Source organism: Nocardia sp. NPDC059240 (genome assembly GCF_042753865.1).
Lineage (GTDB): Bacteria > Actinomycetota > Actinomycetes > Mycobacteriales > Mycobacteriaceae > Nocardia.
In genome coordinates, this window is the sequence record NZ_JBHZAC010000012.1 from 35,311 (window position 1) to 51,978 (window position 16,668).

A 16,668-nucleotide genomic window follows, 5' to 3' on the forward strand; every position below is an offset into this window, starting at 1 on the left:
TGCGGCAGAGGGCGACCGGACGTTGGCACCTGCTACTTGAGGGCGACGCGGGCGCCGCCGGAGAGCATCGAGTCGTGGAACTCGACTGCGGTGGCTACCGTGCCCTTGGGTACATCGAAGGCGATGACGACCGAAACCTTGTTGCCCGGGTTGATCTGGGTGGCGAGGTCCTTGTTCAGGTTCAGTTCGGCTGTCGTGTCGTTGGAGTAGACGTGGGACTGGTCATCGATGAGTTTCTGGTTCTCGCCGAAGTAGGTCTGCGCAACGCTGCTGGTATTGGTGACGGTCACGTGCACCAGCACGAACTCGCCCTGCGCCTGCCTGCGCATGAACTCATCGGTGCCGACCACATCGACCGGCGGATCGACCTGCGTGACAATGAAAGAGAACTTGCCGTCGCTGACTTCCGAACCCGCGGGTGCTGCGGTGGTGCGCTTGTTCTCTTGCTTGGCAATCTCGTGCGCGGCGCTGCCGAACAGGGCGGCACAGCCGCCGAAGAGCAGCAGGATTGCCGTGAGGAAGCCACCGAGCACCCACGGCCAGACCTTACGTTTCTTCGGCGGCGGGTAGTACCCGGGCTGCGGATACTGCCCGGGCATCGGCGGCTGGGGGAACTGTGGATCGGACATGGTCATTGATTCCTTGCCGGTTCCGTGAGCAACAAGTTAGTTGCGCTGTGACCGGCACATCGACCGCTGCGGCCGATTCATAACATGGTTATACCAAATCGCTATTTATGTCCGTATTGTGCAAATCTGCTGCAGGATGCGCGATTTGCCGGTGATGTCGCATTCGGTGCGATGCCAGTCAATGCACGTCGATGCTCGCGACCGGTACGTCGTAATGCGATTTGCAGCGGCCGCCACCGGTGGCGGTGGTGCACGGCTTGCCTTTTGCGTTGATCGCACCGCATTGCAGGTTGGGGTCGTGGACGTGGCAGAGGCCGGAAGCGCCGGCTGGCACCGCGCATGGATTGCCCGTCTTGGTCACTGCACCACAGGGTTTCGCGGGAGTGGCGGATTTGGCCGAGGTGATCGATGGTTGGCGGGGAGCTCGTGGCGTACGTTCGCCGGGTTGTTTGGCTGAGCCGCCGCCTTCTTCGACCATGCCTCGTACCGCAAGGCGGTCGGCGCGCTCGTTTTCCGGATGGCCGGCGTGGCCCTTGACCCATTCCCATTCGACCTGGTGCTCGGAGCACAAGGCGTGCAGTTGCTTCCACAGGTCTTCGTTTTTGACCGGTTCCTTGTTCTGGGTGAGCCAGCCGTTGGCTTGCCACTTCTTCACCCACGACGTGATGCCGTTCCGCACGTAGGTGCTGTCGGTGAAGATCCGCACTTGTGAAGTTCGGGTGAGACATCCGAGGGCCTGGATCGGCGCGGTCAGTTCCATCCGATTGTTGGTTGTCGGCCCGGTGTCACCGCCGAAGATCTCCCGCTCGTGGTCGCCATGGCGCAGGATCGCGCCCCAGCCGCCCGGTCCGGGATTCGGACTACACGCACCGTCGGTGTAGATCTGGACCTCCATGCCGCCCCTGCCTTCCTCCCGATCCTGGTTCGCACCATTACATCTCACTCGGGTGGCTCGGTGTCATGGCGGTTGTCGCGGAAGGTGAATTGCGGGGGTGGGTATAGGCGGGAGAAGTAGGCGTAGCGGAGGTCGGTGCCGCCTGGGCGGGATATGACGCCGAAGCGGTGGGGGTCGCCGGCGAACCAGATCTCGGGGGTTTGGTGGTTGATGAGTTTGCCGAGTTGGTGGGGCCAGGTGCTGAGGAGGAGTGAGCACACGGGTTTGCCGTTGGGGCTCAGGAGGGTCACCCATTCGTTGCGGGCGGTGCGGATGTAGGTGATCGGCCAGGCGGTCCACGGGTTGCGGCGTAGCGACACGGATTTGCGGCGGTGAACCCGCATCGCCGTGATGCCGAACACCGTGCCGAGAATCCCCACCACGCCGAAGAACGTCGTGCCGAAGGAGAGTAGGGCGCCTGGATTCGTGGATTTGTTGATCAGAAACACGGTGAGTACCGCGGAGCCGATGCCGGTGAGCAGCAGTAGCCAACTGCGGAAGGCACTCGCCCGCAAGTTCTTTCGCGCGCCGGGAATGTTGATCGCCGGAGTTTGTATCGGTTCGGGGTCTGCGACCGCATCCCATAGCCGAGTCCACTCCGCCTCGAACATGGTGTTGAGCTGCCGTTGCTCCTCGAAATCCGGTCGGGCGAGGTAGAAATCGGTGAAGCTGCGGCCGCCTTGATGTATCGCCCGCACGTGTTCGGCAGCCGCGTGAAGTGCCTCGGAGTCGGTGAGTTCGCGGTCGGCCAGCAGGTCTTCGATATCGAGAAACCTGTTGCGCCGCAGCAGAATTTCATTGGACCGAGCCTCATCGTGCAGTATCGCGATGAGTCTGGAAACAGCCTCGGCGGCCTGCTCACGCCGCTCGCGGTCGGAGGCGCTCAACTGGCTCCGATCGCTACTTGCCGGCAGGGAGGGGCGCAGGGGGCTGCTGGATGAACGGGTTCGGCATGAAGGGTTCGCAGGTTTGGCGGGGGAGATCGTTGGTTTGGCCTGGTAGTTGGCTAAATTCCTGTCCGGCTGTTTCGATGACGAGTAGACGCGGGGACTGTGAGGTTTCGCCGCTGCCGGAGCGATCCGTGGTGAGTGCGACAATGGATCGTCCGGCACGATAGCGCCAGTCCGGATTGCTCAACTGCAGTTTGTGGTCAGTTCCTAATTTGTAGGCTCCAGGGGTGTCAAATATACAATATGTCACTGACCAGCGACTGTCGGCCTGCTGTTCGGCGCTGACGGCGCGGTACAGGTACCCTCCGGTCTCTGGCGTGGAGGGGACAACATTCGGGAATGGGCGATTATCATAGCCAATCCTGGAATTTATTTGGGGCAGGAGCGAGTCGTCATGTCGCGCATACCGATCTGCCTCGAGTGTCTCGGTTTCGAGCACGAACCGTGCGGCTGCTGCAGTCTGGTCTTCGAGGGGTATGGCGAGATCCCATCGGAACTGCAATGGCGGGTAGGGAAAAGGCGCGGATGTTGTAGTTGTCGAATTGTCGGAGCTGGTGCCGGATATTGTCGGTTGCGAGCATGAGACGGCAATCAACGACACTGCCAGTAGCCACATTGGTGCCACGTGTTCGCGACCTCGCAGTGCCAAGGCTATTTTTCCTTTCCCGTGAGAATAACGGACAAGCTGGTGCCGCTCTGTCCTACACCCTGCAGCACCTCGATACCGTAGGTTTGGTTGTAATCGGTGATGTACTGCTGGAACCCCTGATTCTTCAAATAAGTTTCCAGGGTGGTGTGTGTCGCGGCGTTTTGTGATTCGCTCAGATCAATCGGCTGGCCGGTTCTGTGGTCGATCAATGATGGATCAAGATTGCCCGATTGGTACGCCGAATTTAGGATCTGCTGTTGGAAGTTCTGTGCACCTCGGATATTAATCTCTGTAGCGTTGGGGTAGAGAGTGGTCATCTTCTCCGGTGCGGGGACAAACTTGTCTATCAAGCTGCCTGTGATCTTGTCTCCCAGTATGTCTGATACCTTTGAGCTTACTTCTCCACCAGGACTTGATCCGAGAGATACCTGCCCGAGCTTTCCTATGATCTCGGCTGCGGCCTTCTTCTTCTCGAAGATCTCCTGCATCTTACTGTTGTACTCGTGAATATGATTCTCATCCTGATACGTCAGGGAATTCTGTGCCGCATTAGTGATTCGACCATCAAGGCTCGCCAGTTGCTGCATCGAAGACCGAGCGTATTCGCCGGGCGGTAAATCGTGCTGGGCGAATGCCTGATTCAGGATATTCGATTCGTAAGACTGTCGTGCGACCTCGAGTGTCAGTCGGCCCTGATCGGACTGGCTTGCGAGGAACAGCAGTCGGTTCGCGTCGGTGGCCTTTATCTGGGCCTCACCGACGTCGGACAGATAAGCAGTCTCGGGTAGGTTGGTCGCGTCGATGTAGGCATCGATATTCGAGCCCATGACTTGAGCCAACGCTCGGGACAACTCCGGGTTGGCGGAGAATCCCCTGGCGGTCTTGTCGAACTGAGGTACGTCGAGTCCGCCGCTGCGATTCTGTAGCGGCTGATCGCCGTGATGTGCGGGATCTTGGGGCGCTTCAAGGGGAGCGAAAATCCCGGGTAGTCGGGTGAGGGCTTCGCGTGCGTGCAAGGCCTGCGTGGTGGGCAGCCCGTTGGGGCCGATGTCGTGTGAATCGGTGCCGATCCAGCCGATCACCGAGCCTGAGGCCGTACCGCCGTCCTTCCAGTGGTGTTGGAACACGGTATCGATGATCTTCGGGTCGTACTTCTCGTAGCTCTGCCCGGGAACATTTTTGCCGAAAAGCTCTTCGCTTCCGATGCCCGTCAATGCGGCGTAGGAGGATTCGTGATTGCGAGCTCCGACGCTGAGAAGGTCCTGGGCGCTGCGTTCGGTGTCCTTCAACCAATCCGACTCGTTCATGCCGACGGATTTGTATCCGGCGTACCCGCCGTGATCGAGGACCCATGCCTGGTGTGCGGCTTGCCGTTCGAGCTCTACACCCAGCCGTTGGCCGGGGATGTAGCTCGGATCACCGCTATTGAGGAAGCCGGCGAACTTGGCCATATCCTCGGTGTAGTCGAATAGGGCGTGGCGGTCGTCGATGGGTCCTTTGCCCCACGTGACGGCTCGGTAGTCGTCGGGAAGGTCACGGGTGTTGGAGTCCGGTGCCCCGCCGAATTTCGGTCGGGTGCCGATCATTTCGCGGACTTCCGAGTTCATTTTGTTCCAGCCGCCGCGATCTGCGACCTGGCCGTCGGGTCCACGGGTGACGACGTTCTCGTTGGAGAGGGTCATCATGTTGTTGATCAGTTCTTGCCGTAGCTGGAGGGCTTGCGGAGATCCGTTGGCTTTCAACGATTCCGAGAGTTGTACCAGGCCGTCACGACCGGCCTTGTCATAGAAGGCCGAGAGGTAGTCCATGGTCGACTGCGGGACCGTGATCTCGCCGCCTTTGGCCAAGGTCGCCAATTGATCGGGCGACGGGTTCGTACCGGCGAGACGGTCCGCGATCTGGGTGATCTTCTTGTCGGAGACTTTGCCGTCGGCGACGTCCTCGCCGTCCTTCCGGCCGAGCTCGGCCGGATCGACCTTGGCGAGCGACGGGGAATCGATCCCGCTGCCGAGTTGATCACCGCGGGTGCGAACATTGTTGGAGGCGTTGACGATTCCTGCGATTACCTCACCGACCGCCATCATCAGACCGGAGCGTGCGGTATCGATCAGGCCCTGGTGGTGATCGATTCGCTCCTTGATCTTCTTCTTGTCCTGATCGGAGTGGTCGCCGGTGTTGTAGGGCTCGGCGTGAACCTTCCAGCCGTCGTCGACGGTCAGACCGACGGGACAGTCGCTGTCGTGCTCGGCGTCGGAAACTCGTCCGAGCAGGATCCGTCGCTCATCGGCGAGGCGGGTGTCCGCGGTGCGCAGTGCGGTCGAGACGTCGCGGATCTCCTGCGAGAGTTTGAAGCCCTCGTCGTGTTCCTCGCCGAATCGGTCGTATGCGGCGAGGTAGGCCGCGCCGGCCCAGTTGGTACCGCGGAATTGGGTCACGCTGCGGTCGAGTTGGCCCTCGTAGCTGGTCGTCTTGGCGTCGAGTTCGGTCGCCCACTCGGATAGCTTCTCCGGCTTCCAGCTCTCGACATCCTTGCGGCTCGGCATTACGCGGTGTCTCCGGCATGGAAGAAGTGCATTTGCTCGAGCCGGTTCTTGAACTCGGTATCGGTGACCTTGATGTCGTCGGCGCACTGATTGACGATGCCCGCGAGCTTGCGCATGCGTTCCGCGATCCGCAGCCACGCGCCCTCGGTGTATTCGCCTGCCTGCGCGCAGGCCGCACCGATCGGAATTCCGGGAAGAGCACCGCCGACCGCGTCTCCGGTGGTGCGAACGTCCAGGTTGTCGATCTCGTCGCCGACCGAGGTCAGCGTCGTGGCCAGCGTCTTCAGTTCGTCGATGTCGGCCTGGAACATGCTGCAGCCCGTCCCCTCAGTCTTCAGCAATCTTCTGGTCATGCACTTGAATGGATCCCAGGAGTGCCTGGAATCAGCATTTTGCCAGATAGTCATATATGACGAGAGCTCTGGGTGATGGCTATGTCTGCGCGGAAGAAAGTATCCAACGGGATTGGCAAATGATTAGCGTGCCGGGTTTGGTGGGAGATTGCGGCGGCCACGAGGAGGTTGGCGGCTAGGGCGAAGAGGCCGCCGTTGATGCCGAGTAGGGGGTCGTGGCCGGTGGCGTGGAGTAGGAGGACGACTGCTCCACCGGTGATCAGGCCTGCGCCGACCCCGAGGGCGGTCAGGCGGCGCCAGTACAAGCCGAGGATTACCGCGGGGACCAACTGTGCGATGCCTTCGTAGGACAGGACGGAGAGGTTGACCAGGAGCTTCGGGTAGAGGAGGGCTCCGGCCAGGGCTATCGCGCCGATCAGGAAGCCGATCAGTTGGGAGGCGGTGCGCTGGCGGGAGTCTGATGCGCTGGCGCCGCGGAGGCCGCCGCCGAGGATGGTTCGGCCGCACAACGTTCCGATGGCGATCAGGAAGACGCTCATGGGGACGATGGCGGAGAGGGCGCCCGCGATGCCGATCAGCGCGACGATCGGGGCGGGGAGGGAGTTGGTGACGAGGGTGAAGAGGGCTAGGTCGGGGTTTTTCAGGGTGGGGGCGGCGAAGAGGGCTGCTGCGCCGATCATGATGGGGACCAGGAGGAGGATTTGGTACCAGGGGAGGAGGATTGAGTTGCGGCGCAGGGCGTTTGGGGATTTGGCGGAGAGGTAGCCGGCCACGGTGGTGGGGAAGACGCAGATGGTGATCGCGTTGAGGAGGATCGTGGAGACGAACCAGGAGGCGCCGAAGGTGCCGCCGCCTGCGCCGGGGAAGGTCAGCCATTGGGGTTTGTCGGCGGCCAGGCGGTTGAGGAGGTCGGTGGGGCCGTTGAAGTAGTGCCATGGGATGTACACGGCGAGAATGGCTATCGAGAGGACGGCCAGGCTGTCCTTCAGGACACTGACCCACGCTGAGCCGCGCAGGCCCGAGGTCAGGATGAAGGTTTCGGCCACGATGAAAGAGATGATCGCGGCGGTCTTCAGGTTGATCGCGCCGTAGGACATGGCATTGACCACCACGCCCATGCCCTGGATCTGCAGCTGCACATACGGCACCAGGAAGATCGTGCAGATCAGCGCGACGGCGATGCCCAAAGGTCGTGAGCGGAAACGATGTTCGGCGATATCGGCGATCGAGACCAGGTGATGGCGGGCGCAGTAGGTCCACAGTGCCGGCGCTACCAGGTACGCCACCGCCAAGCCGGTGCTCAGATACGCGATCAGGTAGAAGATCGGGATGCCGTAGCGGTAGGACCAGCCGGCGGCACCCAGGAACGAGAAGCTCGTGTAGCTCTCGCCCGCCATCAGAACCAGCACGAAGATCGTGCCGAGGCCGCGCTCGGTGATCGACCATTCCGACATGGAGCGGACCCGGCCGCGGGCGGACAGGATGCCGATTGCCACGGTGGCGAGCATGGCGACGGTGAAGAGCGAAACCGCCACGGTCGCTTGGCCGCTCATCGCGGGTCCTCGGCTTCGCCGTCGGAGGAGCGTGTGGAGTGGCCGGGCGGCTCGAGTTCATTGGGCGGTGTGGTCGACGCGGCGGGCGGCCAGGTAAGGCCGCCGGATGCCCCCGGGTGATCGTCGGCGGGCACGAATTCCGCTGTGCCCGAACGGTAGGCGGGGTCGAGACGGGCGACCAGCCAGATGAGGGGGCCGGCGAGGATCGTGACCACGATCAGGTAGGCCACTAGGAATGGGATGCCGAGGATGCGCGGCTCGATGCGGTTGGCCACGACCGGGGCGAGGCAGTAGAGCAGGCCCGGGAGTGTGAGCAGCAGTAACGCGGGGCCACGCTGTCGGAGCGACGGCCCGGCGGCGGGCGGCGCGGATTCCGAATCGGACACTGGTCCTCCGGGTGGTCGCGGATCGCTGTCCTTGCGAACTATTCCACGCGGGGAGTGTCAGGCTAGGGCGCGGCACGCGGTGTGGAGCGATGGCTCGGGATACGGACCGGTCGATTCTCATTCGCAGACCGGGTGTGGTTGGAGTCGTTTCTGCACCTCGACCCCCCGGAATAAGCTGTGCCTGACCGGCCGGCGGTTCGGAGGCTACGCGTCTGTGGGCAATGTCGGGTCGGTGGCGCAGGGCGGATTGCCATGCGAGCCAATGTCTCCATCCGCGAGGTAACTGAACGTGGCGCGGCGGCGGTCAGCTTCGATGGTGGATCGCAGGGGGCGTTCGGTAGTAGCCGGAGATCCGCTCGGCCTGAGGTAACCAATAGGTCCGGCCCGTCGACTGGAGCGGCTTGAAACTTCCGGGGCAGGCGCGGAGCCGCAGTGCGTGGTCGATAGTCCAGTGGTGCTTGTGTCGCATTTATCCGCGCAGAATCGGATGCGAAGTGATCCCGGGCGGTTGGAACTGTTTGGGCGCGTTGAGGATTCGTGTGGGTTCGCCGCGAGGCTGTCGGAGGGATGCTCTAACGTAGCGCGGTAACTGTCCGTCACGTCCGTGGAGCATTATGGCTGCCTCGTTCGATCTGCATTCCGTCGCGGTGCTCGGTAGGGCCGTGGACCAACTGGTCATTTGGCATGTGAATGTAGGGGCGGCGCAGGGGTTGTCGCGGCTATCGGGCGCTTGGGTGATGGAGGACGTGCGCCGGGCGGAGATCGAGAGTCTCACGGCCGGTTTCCCGATCGTGGTGACGGGGGAGGAAGAGATCGCGCTGACCGACGGGAGAGATCTGGCCGTGAGTGGCGCGGCGGCGGGGATCGTGGATGTTGATGCAACGGTCGAAACAGTTTGCGCTGAAATCGAAGCCGCTGATGTGCGGTTCACCGAACAGGATGCGGCGGGTGGGAAATACATTCGGCCGCAATGGCCGGTGGTCGTGCCGCCCGGGGAGGTGTTGCTGACGCAGTCGCAGGTGGATGTAGTGGACGATCACATTCGACCGGTGCTCACTCTGGCGCGGGCGCTCGCGGATCTGGCTGATGCGTGGGCGGCGTTCGAATCGCTGCGGCTGGCTCGGGCGTTTCTGGTCGACCTGGGTGGTCCTGTCGCGCGGCCGTTGCCGCTTGCGGTGCGGTGAGTATGGCGGGACTTTCGTTCGCCGCCATTGATGTTGAGACCGCCAATTCCGCGCGGGGCAGTATTTGCGCGGTCGGGGTGACTGTTGTCCGGGATGGGGAGCGGACAACCAGTGAGTCGTGGTTGTGTCGGCCGCCGGAGGGGCTGGAGTTCTTCGCCTGGCACAACATTCGGGTGCACGGGATCTCGGCGGGCATGGTTGCCGGGCAGCCCGCCTTCGCGGAGCGGTGGCCCGAGGTGGCCGGGCTCGTCGGAGAGTTGCCGGTGATCGCCCACAATGCCGGGTTCGACAGTGGGGCGATTCGAGAAGCGTGTGCGCGCAGTGGAATTCATGCGCCGGCGTGGGATTTCAGCTGCAGCCTGGCGTTGGCGCGGCGGCATTTGGACCTCGAGAGCTACAAGCTGCCGAATGTGGCCGCCGCGCTCGGGATCGACTTCACCAACCATCATGACGCCGGTGCCGATGCCGCCGCGGCCGCCGATATCGTGATCGCCCTCGCCGCCCGCACCGGTGCGGATTCGCTTGCGGCACTGGATCGCATGACGGGCACCCCGCGTCGAGCGAGAGGGTCGGCGGGCACGATTCTGCGCGCCGACGCTCGAGAACCTCGGCGAACCGGTCGTGGAACGGCTGGATCGGAGCGTGCCGCGTCGCGGAGGTGGGGTGTCGAGACTCGGCTGCTCGACACCAAGGCGGGGCCTGCCGAGTCGCGGGCACGGAACGTCGCGCCGCAGCCCTCGTTGGCGGCGTCTTCCACGTCGCGTCCCGCATCTCGATCCTGGTTCGGCCGCGAGGAATTGGTCTTGCCGGAGGTCACCGGTTCCGATTCATCGCATCCGCTCTTCGGTGAAATCATCGTGTTCACAGGCGATCTCGCCGCCATGAATCGCCAGCAGGCATGGGATGCAATCGCGGCGTGCGGGGCGATGCCCGCGCGGAACGTCACCAAGCGCACGACGCGGCTGGTGATCGGCGATGGGTTCCTCGGACAGGATCCGGCCGCATTCACGACGAGCAAGGCGCGACGGGTCGCTGAATTGCGGACGAAGGGGCAGCGGATCGAGGTGATGGATGAGGCGGCGTTCCTTGCCTGCCTCGGCGAGACGGGCGCTGGTGGCTCACCGGGCGAGCAGACATGATGGGCGTTCAGGACTGTCGGCTCCCGCGTTCGATGCGCAGCAGCAGTTCCTCTATGCGCTCCAGTCGAGATTCGATGTGCGCCAGGCGATCCGGTTCGATCGATGACGTCGCGAAATCGGTCGCGGCGGCCGATCGGTCGTGGCTGTCGGGAACGGATCCGGTCGTTGCCCGAGATTCGGCCGCGGGTTCCGCGGCGATGAACCGTCCCGCCAGCGCCGAGGTGATCACCGCCGCGAGCCCGACGCCGAGGGTCATCAGTAGTCCGCCGATGATGCGTCCGTCGGGACTCAACGGCACATGGTCGCCGTACCCGACGGTGGTCACGGTGGTCATCGCCCACCACACTCCGTCGGAGAACGAGGTGATCGTCGCGTCCGGCACACCGCGCTCGGCCCGCACCACGGCAGCCGCACCGATCAGAACGAGGACGCCGCCGAGGAAGGTGGTGGCCGCCAGCATCCGGTCGGCGCGGCCGCGATGGCTGAGCACCGACAGACGGCCGAGGATGCCCAGCACCCGGAGTAGCCGCAGCGACGGCACGGCCAGGACCAGAATGTCGGCGGGGTGGTCGCGCAGGAACCGCAGGCCGTGGCCGGACAGTCGCCAGCGCACCGCGAAATCGGTGGCGAATACCGCCCAGATCACCCATTCGACGGCGCGTGGCCAGCCGCGGGAATAGTCGACGGCGGTGGTGAAGAGATACAGGGTCAAGGAGATCGCCGCGAGGGCGATCAGCAGCGGGGTGGTGCGGCGCTCCCAGTTGGTCAACCTCTCACCGTGATCCATGCCGCCATGATCGTGCGGACCACGCCGGGAATTGCGGAGGACATGCCCGGGACGACCGACCGCAGCAATCGGCTGTGTGAGAAGAGCTTTATTGCGCGGTCATGATCGCCTCGGTAGAGAGGACAAGGGGGTTTGTTCGGATGAGTTTGAGGCGGATATGACGAGTACACGTGGCGTGCGCAGGTGGTTGGCGGCGGGAATTGCCCTGGTCGCGGCCACTTTCTGGGTGACGCCAGGGCTCGCGGCCGCCGCGGAACCGCTGAATTCCGACGTGGCTGCGGCTGCGGATGGCTCGCACATCGACCGCGTGAATCCCCGCGACGATCGCCGGTCCGCCGTCTCGGTGTATTCGGCGGCCATGAACCGGACCGTCCAGTTGTCCGTCATTCGGGCCGCCGACAATTCAGTACCTCGCCCGACGTTGTATCTCCTCAATGGTGCCGAGGACGGGATCGATCAGAACGGCAGTGAGGTCTCCTGGGAGACCCGTACCGATGTTCTGGACTTCCTCGCGGACCAGAACGTGAATGTGGTGAACGTCCTCGATGGCCGGTACACCTATTACACCGACTGGCAGTCCGATGATCCGGTGCTCGGTCGCAATAAGTGGACGACCTTCCTGACCCAGGAACTTCCGCCTCTCATGGACGCGTCACTGGATGCTTCGGGCCGCAATGCCGTTGTCGGCGTGTCGATGTCGGCCACCTCCGCCTTGGCCCTCGCCGAAAATGCCCCCGGTCTCTATCAGAGCGTCGGTTCCTTCAGCGGTTGTGCGCAAACCAGCACCGATCCGGGCCGCCGCTACCTGCAGGCGGTAGTCCTCTCCGGCGGTGGCTTCCCCTGGAACATCTGGGGACCCGACGACTCCCCGGCCTGGACCGCGAATGACCCCTCCACTCCGGCCAACCTCGAGAAGCTTCGTGGCACCGATCTGCATCTCGCCGCTGGAACGCGCGCGAATCCGGCTGCGGCGGGCGGCGGGCAGGTTGGCGCTTCGAGTACGGCACTCGAATCCACCGTCGAAACCTGCACCCGTGCACTGCAATCCAGCCTCGAAGCCCAGAACATCCCTGCCACCTTCGACTACCTCCCCGGCGGCGGTCACAATTGGCCCTCCTGGCAGAGCGACCTCCACGCCGCCTGGCCCGGCATCGCCCGCAGCCTCGGCGTTTAAGCGGCTGGCACGCTCCCGCAGCCGATCGGCACGTTGGGAATCCGGGGCGGCATCTGCCCGCGCGCGGAGGGATCCCCCGGACACGACAGTCGCCGCGAAGACGCGCATCCACGCGGAGGGGTGCGGCGCTGATGGTTCGGGAGCCGATGGCCGTCGTGCGAGTCGTCAGGGCCCGAAGTTGCTCGAGCGGCCCGCGCCGATAGGCGTCGTCCGGCCACTTCGCACGACCGATAAGCTGCTTCGGGTGACCGACGAGAAGCTGCTGCAGGGACCTATTCACGCTGTGCATGTCGAGTTGGGGGCTACCTTCGCTCCGTTCGGGGGGTGGGAGATGCCGGTTTCGTACGCGGGCACCGTGGGTGAGCACACCGCTGTTCGGACCACGGTCGGGCTGTTCGATGTCAGCCACCTCGGTAAGGCGACCGTCAAGGGTGCGGGTGCCGCGGGCTTCGTGAACTCGGCGCTCACCAATGATCTGAACCGGATTCGCCCCGGGAAGGCGCAGTACACGCTGTGCTGCACGCCCGAGGGCGGGGTCATCGACGACCTCATCGCCTACTACGTGAGCGATGACGAGATCTTCCTCGTGCCGAACGCCGCGAACACCGCGACCGTGGTGGCCGAGCTGCAGAAGGTCGCGCCCGAGGGCATCACCATCACCGATGAGCATCGCGGCTACGCGGTGTTCGCGGTGCAGGGTCCGCGGTCGGCGGAGGTGCTCGCCAAGCTCGGGCTGCCGACCGACATGGAGTACATGGCCTACGAGGACGCCGAATGGGACGGTCGCCCGGTTCGGGTGTGCCGAACCGGCTACACCGGTGAGCACGGCTACGAGCTGCTGCCCCGCTGGGCCGATGCGGAAGCCGTCTTCCGTGCCCTGGTGACCGAGGTGCAGGCCGCCGGTGGTCAGGCCGCCGGTCTCGGTGCGCGCGACACCCTGCGCACCGAGATGGGCTACCCGCTGCACGGACATGAACTGTCCCTGGATATTTCGCCTTTGCAGGCCCGCACCGGCTGGGCGATCGGCTGGAAGAAGCCGGAATTCTGGGGCAAGTCCGCGCTGGAGGCAGAGAAGGCCGCCGGTCCGCGCCGACTCCTGCTGGGTCTCAAGGCAATCGACAAGGGCGTTCTGCGTCAGGGGCAGACAGTCATGCGCGGTGACGCCCAGATCGGCGAAACCACTTCGGGCACCTTCTCGCCGTCCCTCAAGGTCGGCATCGCCCTCGCTCTCCTCGACACCGCGGCGGGCATCGAGCCCGGCGACGAGGTCGAGGTCGACGTCCGCGGCCGCCGGCTCCGCTGCGAGGTCATCAAGCCCCCGTTCGTCGAAACCCGCACTGCCTGAGCGATTTACGCGGTAGTCACCAGAAACGCTGTCGGCGAGCCATCGTGCTCACCGACAACGTTCGTCGTTCAGCCACACCACGTGCCGACGACGGGGTTGTCCTGTTTGCAGGTGGCGAGGTCGAGGCCGGCGGGACGCAGGGTGTTGTACATCTGAGCGATGGTGTCGGCGGAGACCGTGCCGTCGACGTCCTTGTCGGCGAAGACGACCATCACCACGAACTGGCCGCTGTTCGCGGGCACGGCGATGGTGTGGACGATCGTGGTCGCCGGGTGGGAACAGTCGTTGGGGCCGGGGTTGGCCATGGTCGCGGTCACGTGGGCGGCGGGTTTGCCTTGGACGGTGAGGGTTTCGACGCTGCCGAGCGTGAAAGTGGCGTTGGGGCGGTCGTCATTGAGGCCGCCGACGGTGGCCCAGTTGGTGGCGACGTCCTTGGCCGCGGAGGCCGCGTCGGCGAGTTTGGAGCCGGTCACGCCCGTCATGGCCTTGGAGTGGTGGCCGTCGCAGGACTTCGGTGAGAGTTCGGCCGCGCCGCTCATCACCACGCGCTGGTTGCCGCTCTCGAAGCCGATGATGGTGGTCGGAGTCGGGATGGTCCAGTCCGCCGGGACGTCGTAGACCGCGTTGCGGGTGATGGAGTAGGCGGTCTGCCAGCCCGGCGTCAACGCTGCGATGGAGGGCTTCGGTGCGTCGGTCGTCGTCGTTGTCGGCGGGGGAGTGGTGCGGGTGGCCGTGTCCTGGAACCCGTATTGGTCGGCGGGCAGTGCGGTTCCGGTCACCGTGCGCGCGGGTACCAGTGCCGCGGCCACCAGGATCGCGATCAGCCCGAGCACCACGACGGCGATCAGCGTGATCACGAGGGGCCGGGGAGAGCTGGACGGCTTCGGCGCAGGATGTTCCGGATACACGTCGCTCACCTTATCCAGGGGAGTGAACAGCGGCCCGCTACCGGACCGCGTGACCCGGGCGACAGGGGGGATCCCGCACCCGCGTGTCGAGGGCGGCGAATTAGACTCCAGGTCATGACACTTGCCGCACAGTTCACCCGTGTCCCGCATCCCGCGCCCGTACCGGCGCAGCGGCGGCAGGAGATTCTGGCGGAGCCCGGGTTCGGGCGCTTCTTCACCGATCACATGGTGTCGATGGACTACGTGGACGGGCAGTGGACCAACGGGCGGGTCGAACCCTACGCGCCGCTGTCCATGGATCCGGCGACCATGGTCTTCCACTACGGCCAGGCCATCTTCGAGGGGCTGAAGGCCTACCGCCAGGCCGACGGCAGCATCGCCACCTTCCGGGTGGACGCCAACGCGGCGCGTTTCCAGCGGTCCGCGGCGCGCATGGCCATGGCGCAGCTACCCGAGGAACTGTTCATCGAATCCATTCGTCAGCTGCTCGAGGTGGACGCCGACTGGGTGCCCGCGGCTGGCGGTGAGGACGCGCTCTACTTGCGGCCCTTCATGTTCTCCACCGAGGTCGGCCTGGGCGTGAAGCCCGCCGCCGCCTACAAGTACCTGCTGCTCGGCGGCCCCGCCGGCGCGTACTTCCCGCGCGGCCTGAAGCCGGTCAAGGTGTGGCTGTCCACCGAGTTCGTGCGCGCCGCTCCCGGTGGCACCGGTGAGGCGAAGGTGGCGGGCAACTACGCCGCCTCCCTGCTCGCCCAGCAGCAGGCCTCGGAAAAGGGCTGCGACCAGGTCGTCTGGCTGGACGCCTGCGAGCACCGCTACGTCGAGGAGATGGGCACCAACAACCTCTTCTTCGTCTTCGGCAGCGGCTCCGACGCCCGCCTGGTGACCCCCGAACTGTCCGGTTCGCTGCTCCCGGGCATCACCCGCGACTCCCTCATCACCCTGGCCGCCGACTCCGGCTACAAGGTCGAAGAGCGCAAGATCTCCGTCGAGGAATGGCGCAAGGGCGTCGAATCCGGTGAAATCACCGAGGTTTTCGGCTGCGGCACCGCCGCCGTCGTCATCCCCGTCGGCTCGGTCCGCTCCGCCGACGGCGAATTCACCATCGGCACCGGCGACCCCGGCGAGGTCACCATGGCCCTCCGCGACACCCTGACGGGCATCCAACGCGGCACCTTCGCCGACAGCCACGGCTGGCTGCGCACCCTCGCCTGACCCCGCGCGACGAAACGCGCCCGCCCCGAACAGTTTCGGGGCGGGCGCAACGCTTCCAGCGGTCTTGCTCCGCGCCAACCTAGTCGCCGAGTGGCACATCCAGGTAGGCATTTCAGGCAAATCCCCTCCGGAATGTGCCACTCGGCGATCAGCTGGGCATGAACATGTGCCACTGGTCGAGCGTCTGGGGGCGCATGACGTAGTTGTGGTCCTTGATGTGGGAGAGGGTTGCGCTGGGCTCTTCCGAGTACCAGTGGCCGGGGTAGACGGTCGGGTTCGATTTCAGTTCCGCGAGGTAGCGGAGGCTGCGGAACATGGCGTCGGAGTCGCCGCCGGGGAAGTCGGTGCGGCCGCAGCCGTCGACGAAGAGGGTGTCGCCGGCGATCAGACGATCCTCGAACAGGAAGCACTGGCTGCCGGGCGTGTGACCCGGCGTGTGCAGCAGCTCGATCTCGAAGCTGCCCACCGCGACCTTGTCTCCGTGGGCGTGCCCGGTCAGTTCGCTGGGTGCGATGCCGGTGACGTTCGCGACCCACGGCAGTTCCTCGGCATTGACATGCACCGCGACATCGGTCTTTTCGAGCAGTTCCTTCACGCCCCGCAGCGTGAATCCCATCATGGTCCCGCCCACGTGATCCGGGTGGTGATGAGTGGCCAGTACTCCGGTCAGCCGCATCCCATCGGCCTCCGCGAGATCAACGAGCTGCCCTGCCTCATAAGCCGGGTCGACAACCACGCATTCCCCACTGTCCCGATCCCCGATCAGGTAGGCGAAGTTACGCATCTGCGTGGCGATCGGATCGCCCACGGCCCAGTCGCGCCCGGCGAGCAACTGGCGAAAGTACAAACGGTCGGAGGCCATGCCTCCCAGCGTATTGCGCACGATGCATTCCCCCGCAACCGGCAGGCCCATCGAGTG

General features: G+C 64.6%; 14 protein-coding genes and 1 pseudogene. 5 read left to right on the forward strand and 10 right to left on the reverse strand.

From position 1 onward, the window contains the following. Nucleotides 1-32: 32 nt before the first annotated feature. The 7 genes and pseudogenes from ACFXHA_RS35355 to ACFXHA_RS35385 all read right to left on the reverse strand — a co-directional run bounded on the left by ACFXHA_RS35355 (nucleotide 33) and on the right by ACFXHA_RS35385 (nucleotide 7,997). Nucleotides 33-629 (reverse strand): DUF4352 domain-containing protein, encoded by a 597-nt coding sequence (locus ACFXHA_RS35355; protein ID WP_379363990.1) that lies wholly within the window; start codon nucleotides 627-629, stop codon nucleotides 33-35. Nucleotides 630-1,068: 439 nt separating this feature from the next. Continuing rightward, nucleotides 1,069-1,524, reverse strand: a pseudogene (gene rnhA / locus ACFXHA_RS35360) (ribonuclease HI); the annotation flags it as partial. A 44-nt stretch (nucleotides 1,525-1,568) separates the two neighbouring features. After that, nucleotides 1,569-2,450 (reverse strand): hypothetical protein, encoded by an 882-nt coding sequence (locus tag ACFXHA_RS35365; RefSeq protein ID WP_379363991.1) that lies wholly within the window; start codon nucleotides 2,448-2,450, stop codon nucleotides 1,569-1,571. A 714-nt stretch (nucleotides 2,451-3,164) separates the two neighbouring features. Further along, on the reverse strand, nucleotides 3,165-5,705 hold the full coding sequence (locus ACFXHA_RS35370) for a hypothetical protein (protein ID WP_379363992.1): 2,541 nt from the start codon (nucleotides 5,703-5,705) through the stop codon (nucleotides 3,165-3,167). Then, complete coding sequence (locus tag ACFXHA_RS35375) at nucleotides 5,705-6,058, reverse strand: hypothetical protein (protein ID WP_379363993.1); 354 nt, start codon at nucleotides 6,056-6,058, stop codon at nucleotides 5,705-5,707. The genes ACFXHA_RS35370 and ACFXHA_RS35375 overlap by 1 nt, the downstream gene beginning before the upstream one ends. Before the next feature lie 50 nt (nucleotides 6,059-6,108). Then, the gene (locus ACFXHA_RS35380; protein ID WP_379363995.1) at nucleotides 6,109-7,611 is read right to left on the reverse strand and encodes a sodium:solute symporter; all 1,503 of its coding nucleotides are present in this window, start codon (nucleotides 7,609-7,611) and stop codon (nucleotides 6,109-6,111) included. After that, nucleotides 7,608-7,997, reverse strand: coding sequence for a DUF3311 domain-containing protein (locus ACFXHA_RS35385; RefSeq protein ID WP_379363997.1), 390 nt, complete (start codon nucleotides 7,995-7,997; stop codon nucleotides 7,608-7,610). The genes ACFXHA_RS35380 and ACFXHA_RS35385 overlap by 4 nt, the downstream gene beginning before the upstream one ends. Nucleotides 7,998-8,611: 614 nt before the next feature. On the opposite strand from ACFXHA_RS35385, the gene ACFXHA_RS35390 reads away from it, so the two are divergent. Beyond that, nucleotides 8,612-9,181, forward strand: a complete 570-nt coding sequence (locus ACFXHA_RS35390) for a hypothetical protein (protein WP_379363999.1) — start codon at nucleotides 8,612-8,614, stop codon at nucleotides 9,179-9,181. Nucleotides 9,182-9,183: 2 nt separating this feature from the next. After that, a complete protein-coding gene (locus ACFXHA_RS35395; RefSeq protein ID WP_379364000.1) occupies nucleotides 9,184-10,320 on the forward strand; it encodes an exonuclease domain-containing protein in 1,137 nt (378 codons plus the stop codon). Nucleotides 10,321-10,327: 7 nt separating this feature from the next. On the opposite strand, the gene ACFXHA_RS35400 is transcribed toward ACFXHA_RS35395, so the two are convergent. Continuing rightward, nucleotides 10,328-11,107, reverse strand: coding sequence for a potassium channel family protein (locus tag ACFXHA_RS35400; RefSeq protein ID WP_379364002.1), 780 nt, complete (start codon nucleotides 11,105-11,107; stop codon nucleotides 10,328-10,330). A gap of 157 nt (nucleotides 11,108-11,264) precedes the next feature. On the opposite strand from ACFXHA_RS35400, the gene ACFXHA_RS35405 reads away from it, so the two are divergent. Beyond that, a complete protein-coding gene (locus ACFXHA_RS35405) occupies nucleotides 11,265-12,281 on the forward strand; it encodes an alpha/beta hydrolase (protein ID WP_379364004.1) in 1,017 nt (338 codons plus the stop codon). Nucleotides 12,282-12,525: 244 nt separating this feature from the next. After that, nucleotides 12,526-13,626, forward strand: coding sequence for a glycine cleavage system aminomethyltransferase GcvT (gene gcvT, locus ACFXHA_RS35410; protein ID WP_379364005.1), 1,101 nt, complete (start codon nucleotides 12,526-12,528; stop codon nucleotides 13,624-13,626). 68 nt (nucleotides 13,627-13,694) lie between these two features. Here gcvT and ACFXHA_RS35415 read toward each other — a convergent pair whose 3' ends face one another. Continuing rightward, nucleotides 13,695-14,543: a hypothetical protein gene (locus ACFXHA_RS35415; protein ID WP_379364006.1), complete on the reverse strand. Its 849-nt coding sequence runs from the start codon at nucleotides 14,541-14,543 to the stop codon at nucleotides 13,695-13,697. Between the two features lie 105 nt (nucleotides 14,544-14,648). Here ACFXHA_RS35415 and ACFXHA_RS35420 point away from each other — a divergent pair, with 105 nt between their 5' ends. Then, a complete protein-coding gene (locus ACFXHA_RS35420) occupies nucleotides 14,649-15,749 on the forward strand; it encodes a branched-chain amino acid aminotransferase (protein WP_379364008.1) in 1,101 nt (366 codons plus the stop codon). A 148-nt stretch (nucleotides 15,750-15,897) separates the two neighbouring features. Here the strand turns inward: ACFXHA_RS35420 and ACFXHA_RS35425 are convergent, their stop codons facing one another. After that, complete coding sequence (locus tag ACFXHA_RS35425) at nucleotides 15,898-16,611, reverse strand: MBL fold metallo-hydrolase (RefSeq protein ID WP_379364009.1); 714 nt, start codon at nucleotides 16,609-16,611, stop codon at nucleotides 15,898-15,900. Nucleotides 16,612-16,668 lie beyond the last annotated feature (57 nt).

Excerpts from the sequence above, each read along its gene's own strand:
- ACFXHA_RS35355 (WP_379363990.1), bottom strand. The coding sequence starts at position 629 with ATGTCCGATCCACAGTTCCCCCAGCCGCCGATGCCCGGGCAGTATCCG.
- ACFXHA_RS35370 (WP_379363992.1), bottom strand. The coding sequence starts at position 5,705 with ATGCCGAGCCGCAAGGATGTCGAGAGCTGGAAGCCGGAGAAGCTATCC.
- ACFXHA_RS35375 (WP_379363993.1), bottom strand. The coding sequence starts at position 6,058 with ATGACCAGAAGATTGCTGAAGACTGAGGGGACGGGCTGCAGCATGTTC.
- ACFXHA_RS35380 (WP_379363995.1), bottom strand. The coding sequence starts at position 7,611 with ATGAGCGGCCAAGCGACCGTGGCGGTTTCGCTCTTCACCGTCGCCATG.
- ACFXHA_RS35390 (WP_379363999.1), top strand. The coding sequence starts at position 8,612 with ATGGCTGCCTCGTTCGATCTGCATTCCGTCGCGGTGCTCGGTAGGGCC.
- ACFXHA_RS35395 (WP_379364000.1), top strand. The coding sequence starts at position 9,184 with ATGGCGGGACTTTCGTTCGCCGCCATTGATGTTGAGACCGCCAATTCC.
- ACFXHA_RS35400 (WP_379364002.1), bottom strand. The coding sequence starts at position 11,107 with ATGGATCACGGTGAGAGGTTGACCAACTGGGAGCGCCGCACCACCCCG.
- ACFXHA_RS35405 (WP_379364004.1), top strand. The coding sequence starts at position 11,265 with ATGACGAGTACACGTGGCGTGCGCAGGTGGTTGGCGGCGGGAATTGCC.
- ACFXHA_RS35420 (WP_379364008.1), top strand. The coding sequence starts at position 14,649 with ATGACACTTGCCGCACAGTTCACCCGTGTCCCGCATCCCGCGCCCGTA.
- ACFXHA_RS35425 (WP_379364009.1), bottom strand. The coding sequence starts at position 16,611 with ATGGCCTCCGACCGTTTGTACTTTCGCCAGTTGCTCGCCGGGCGCGAC.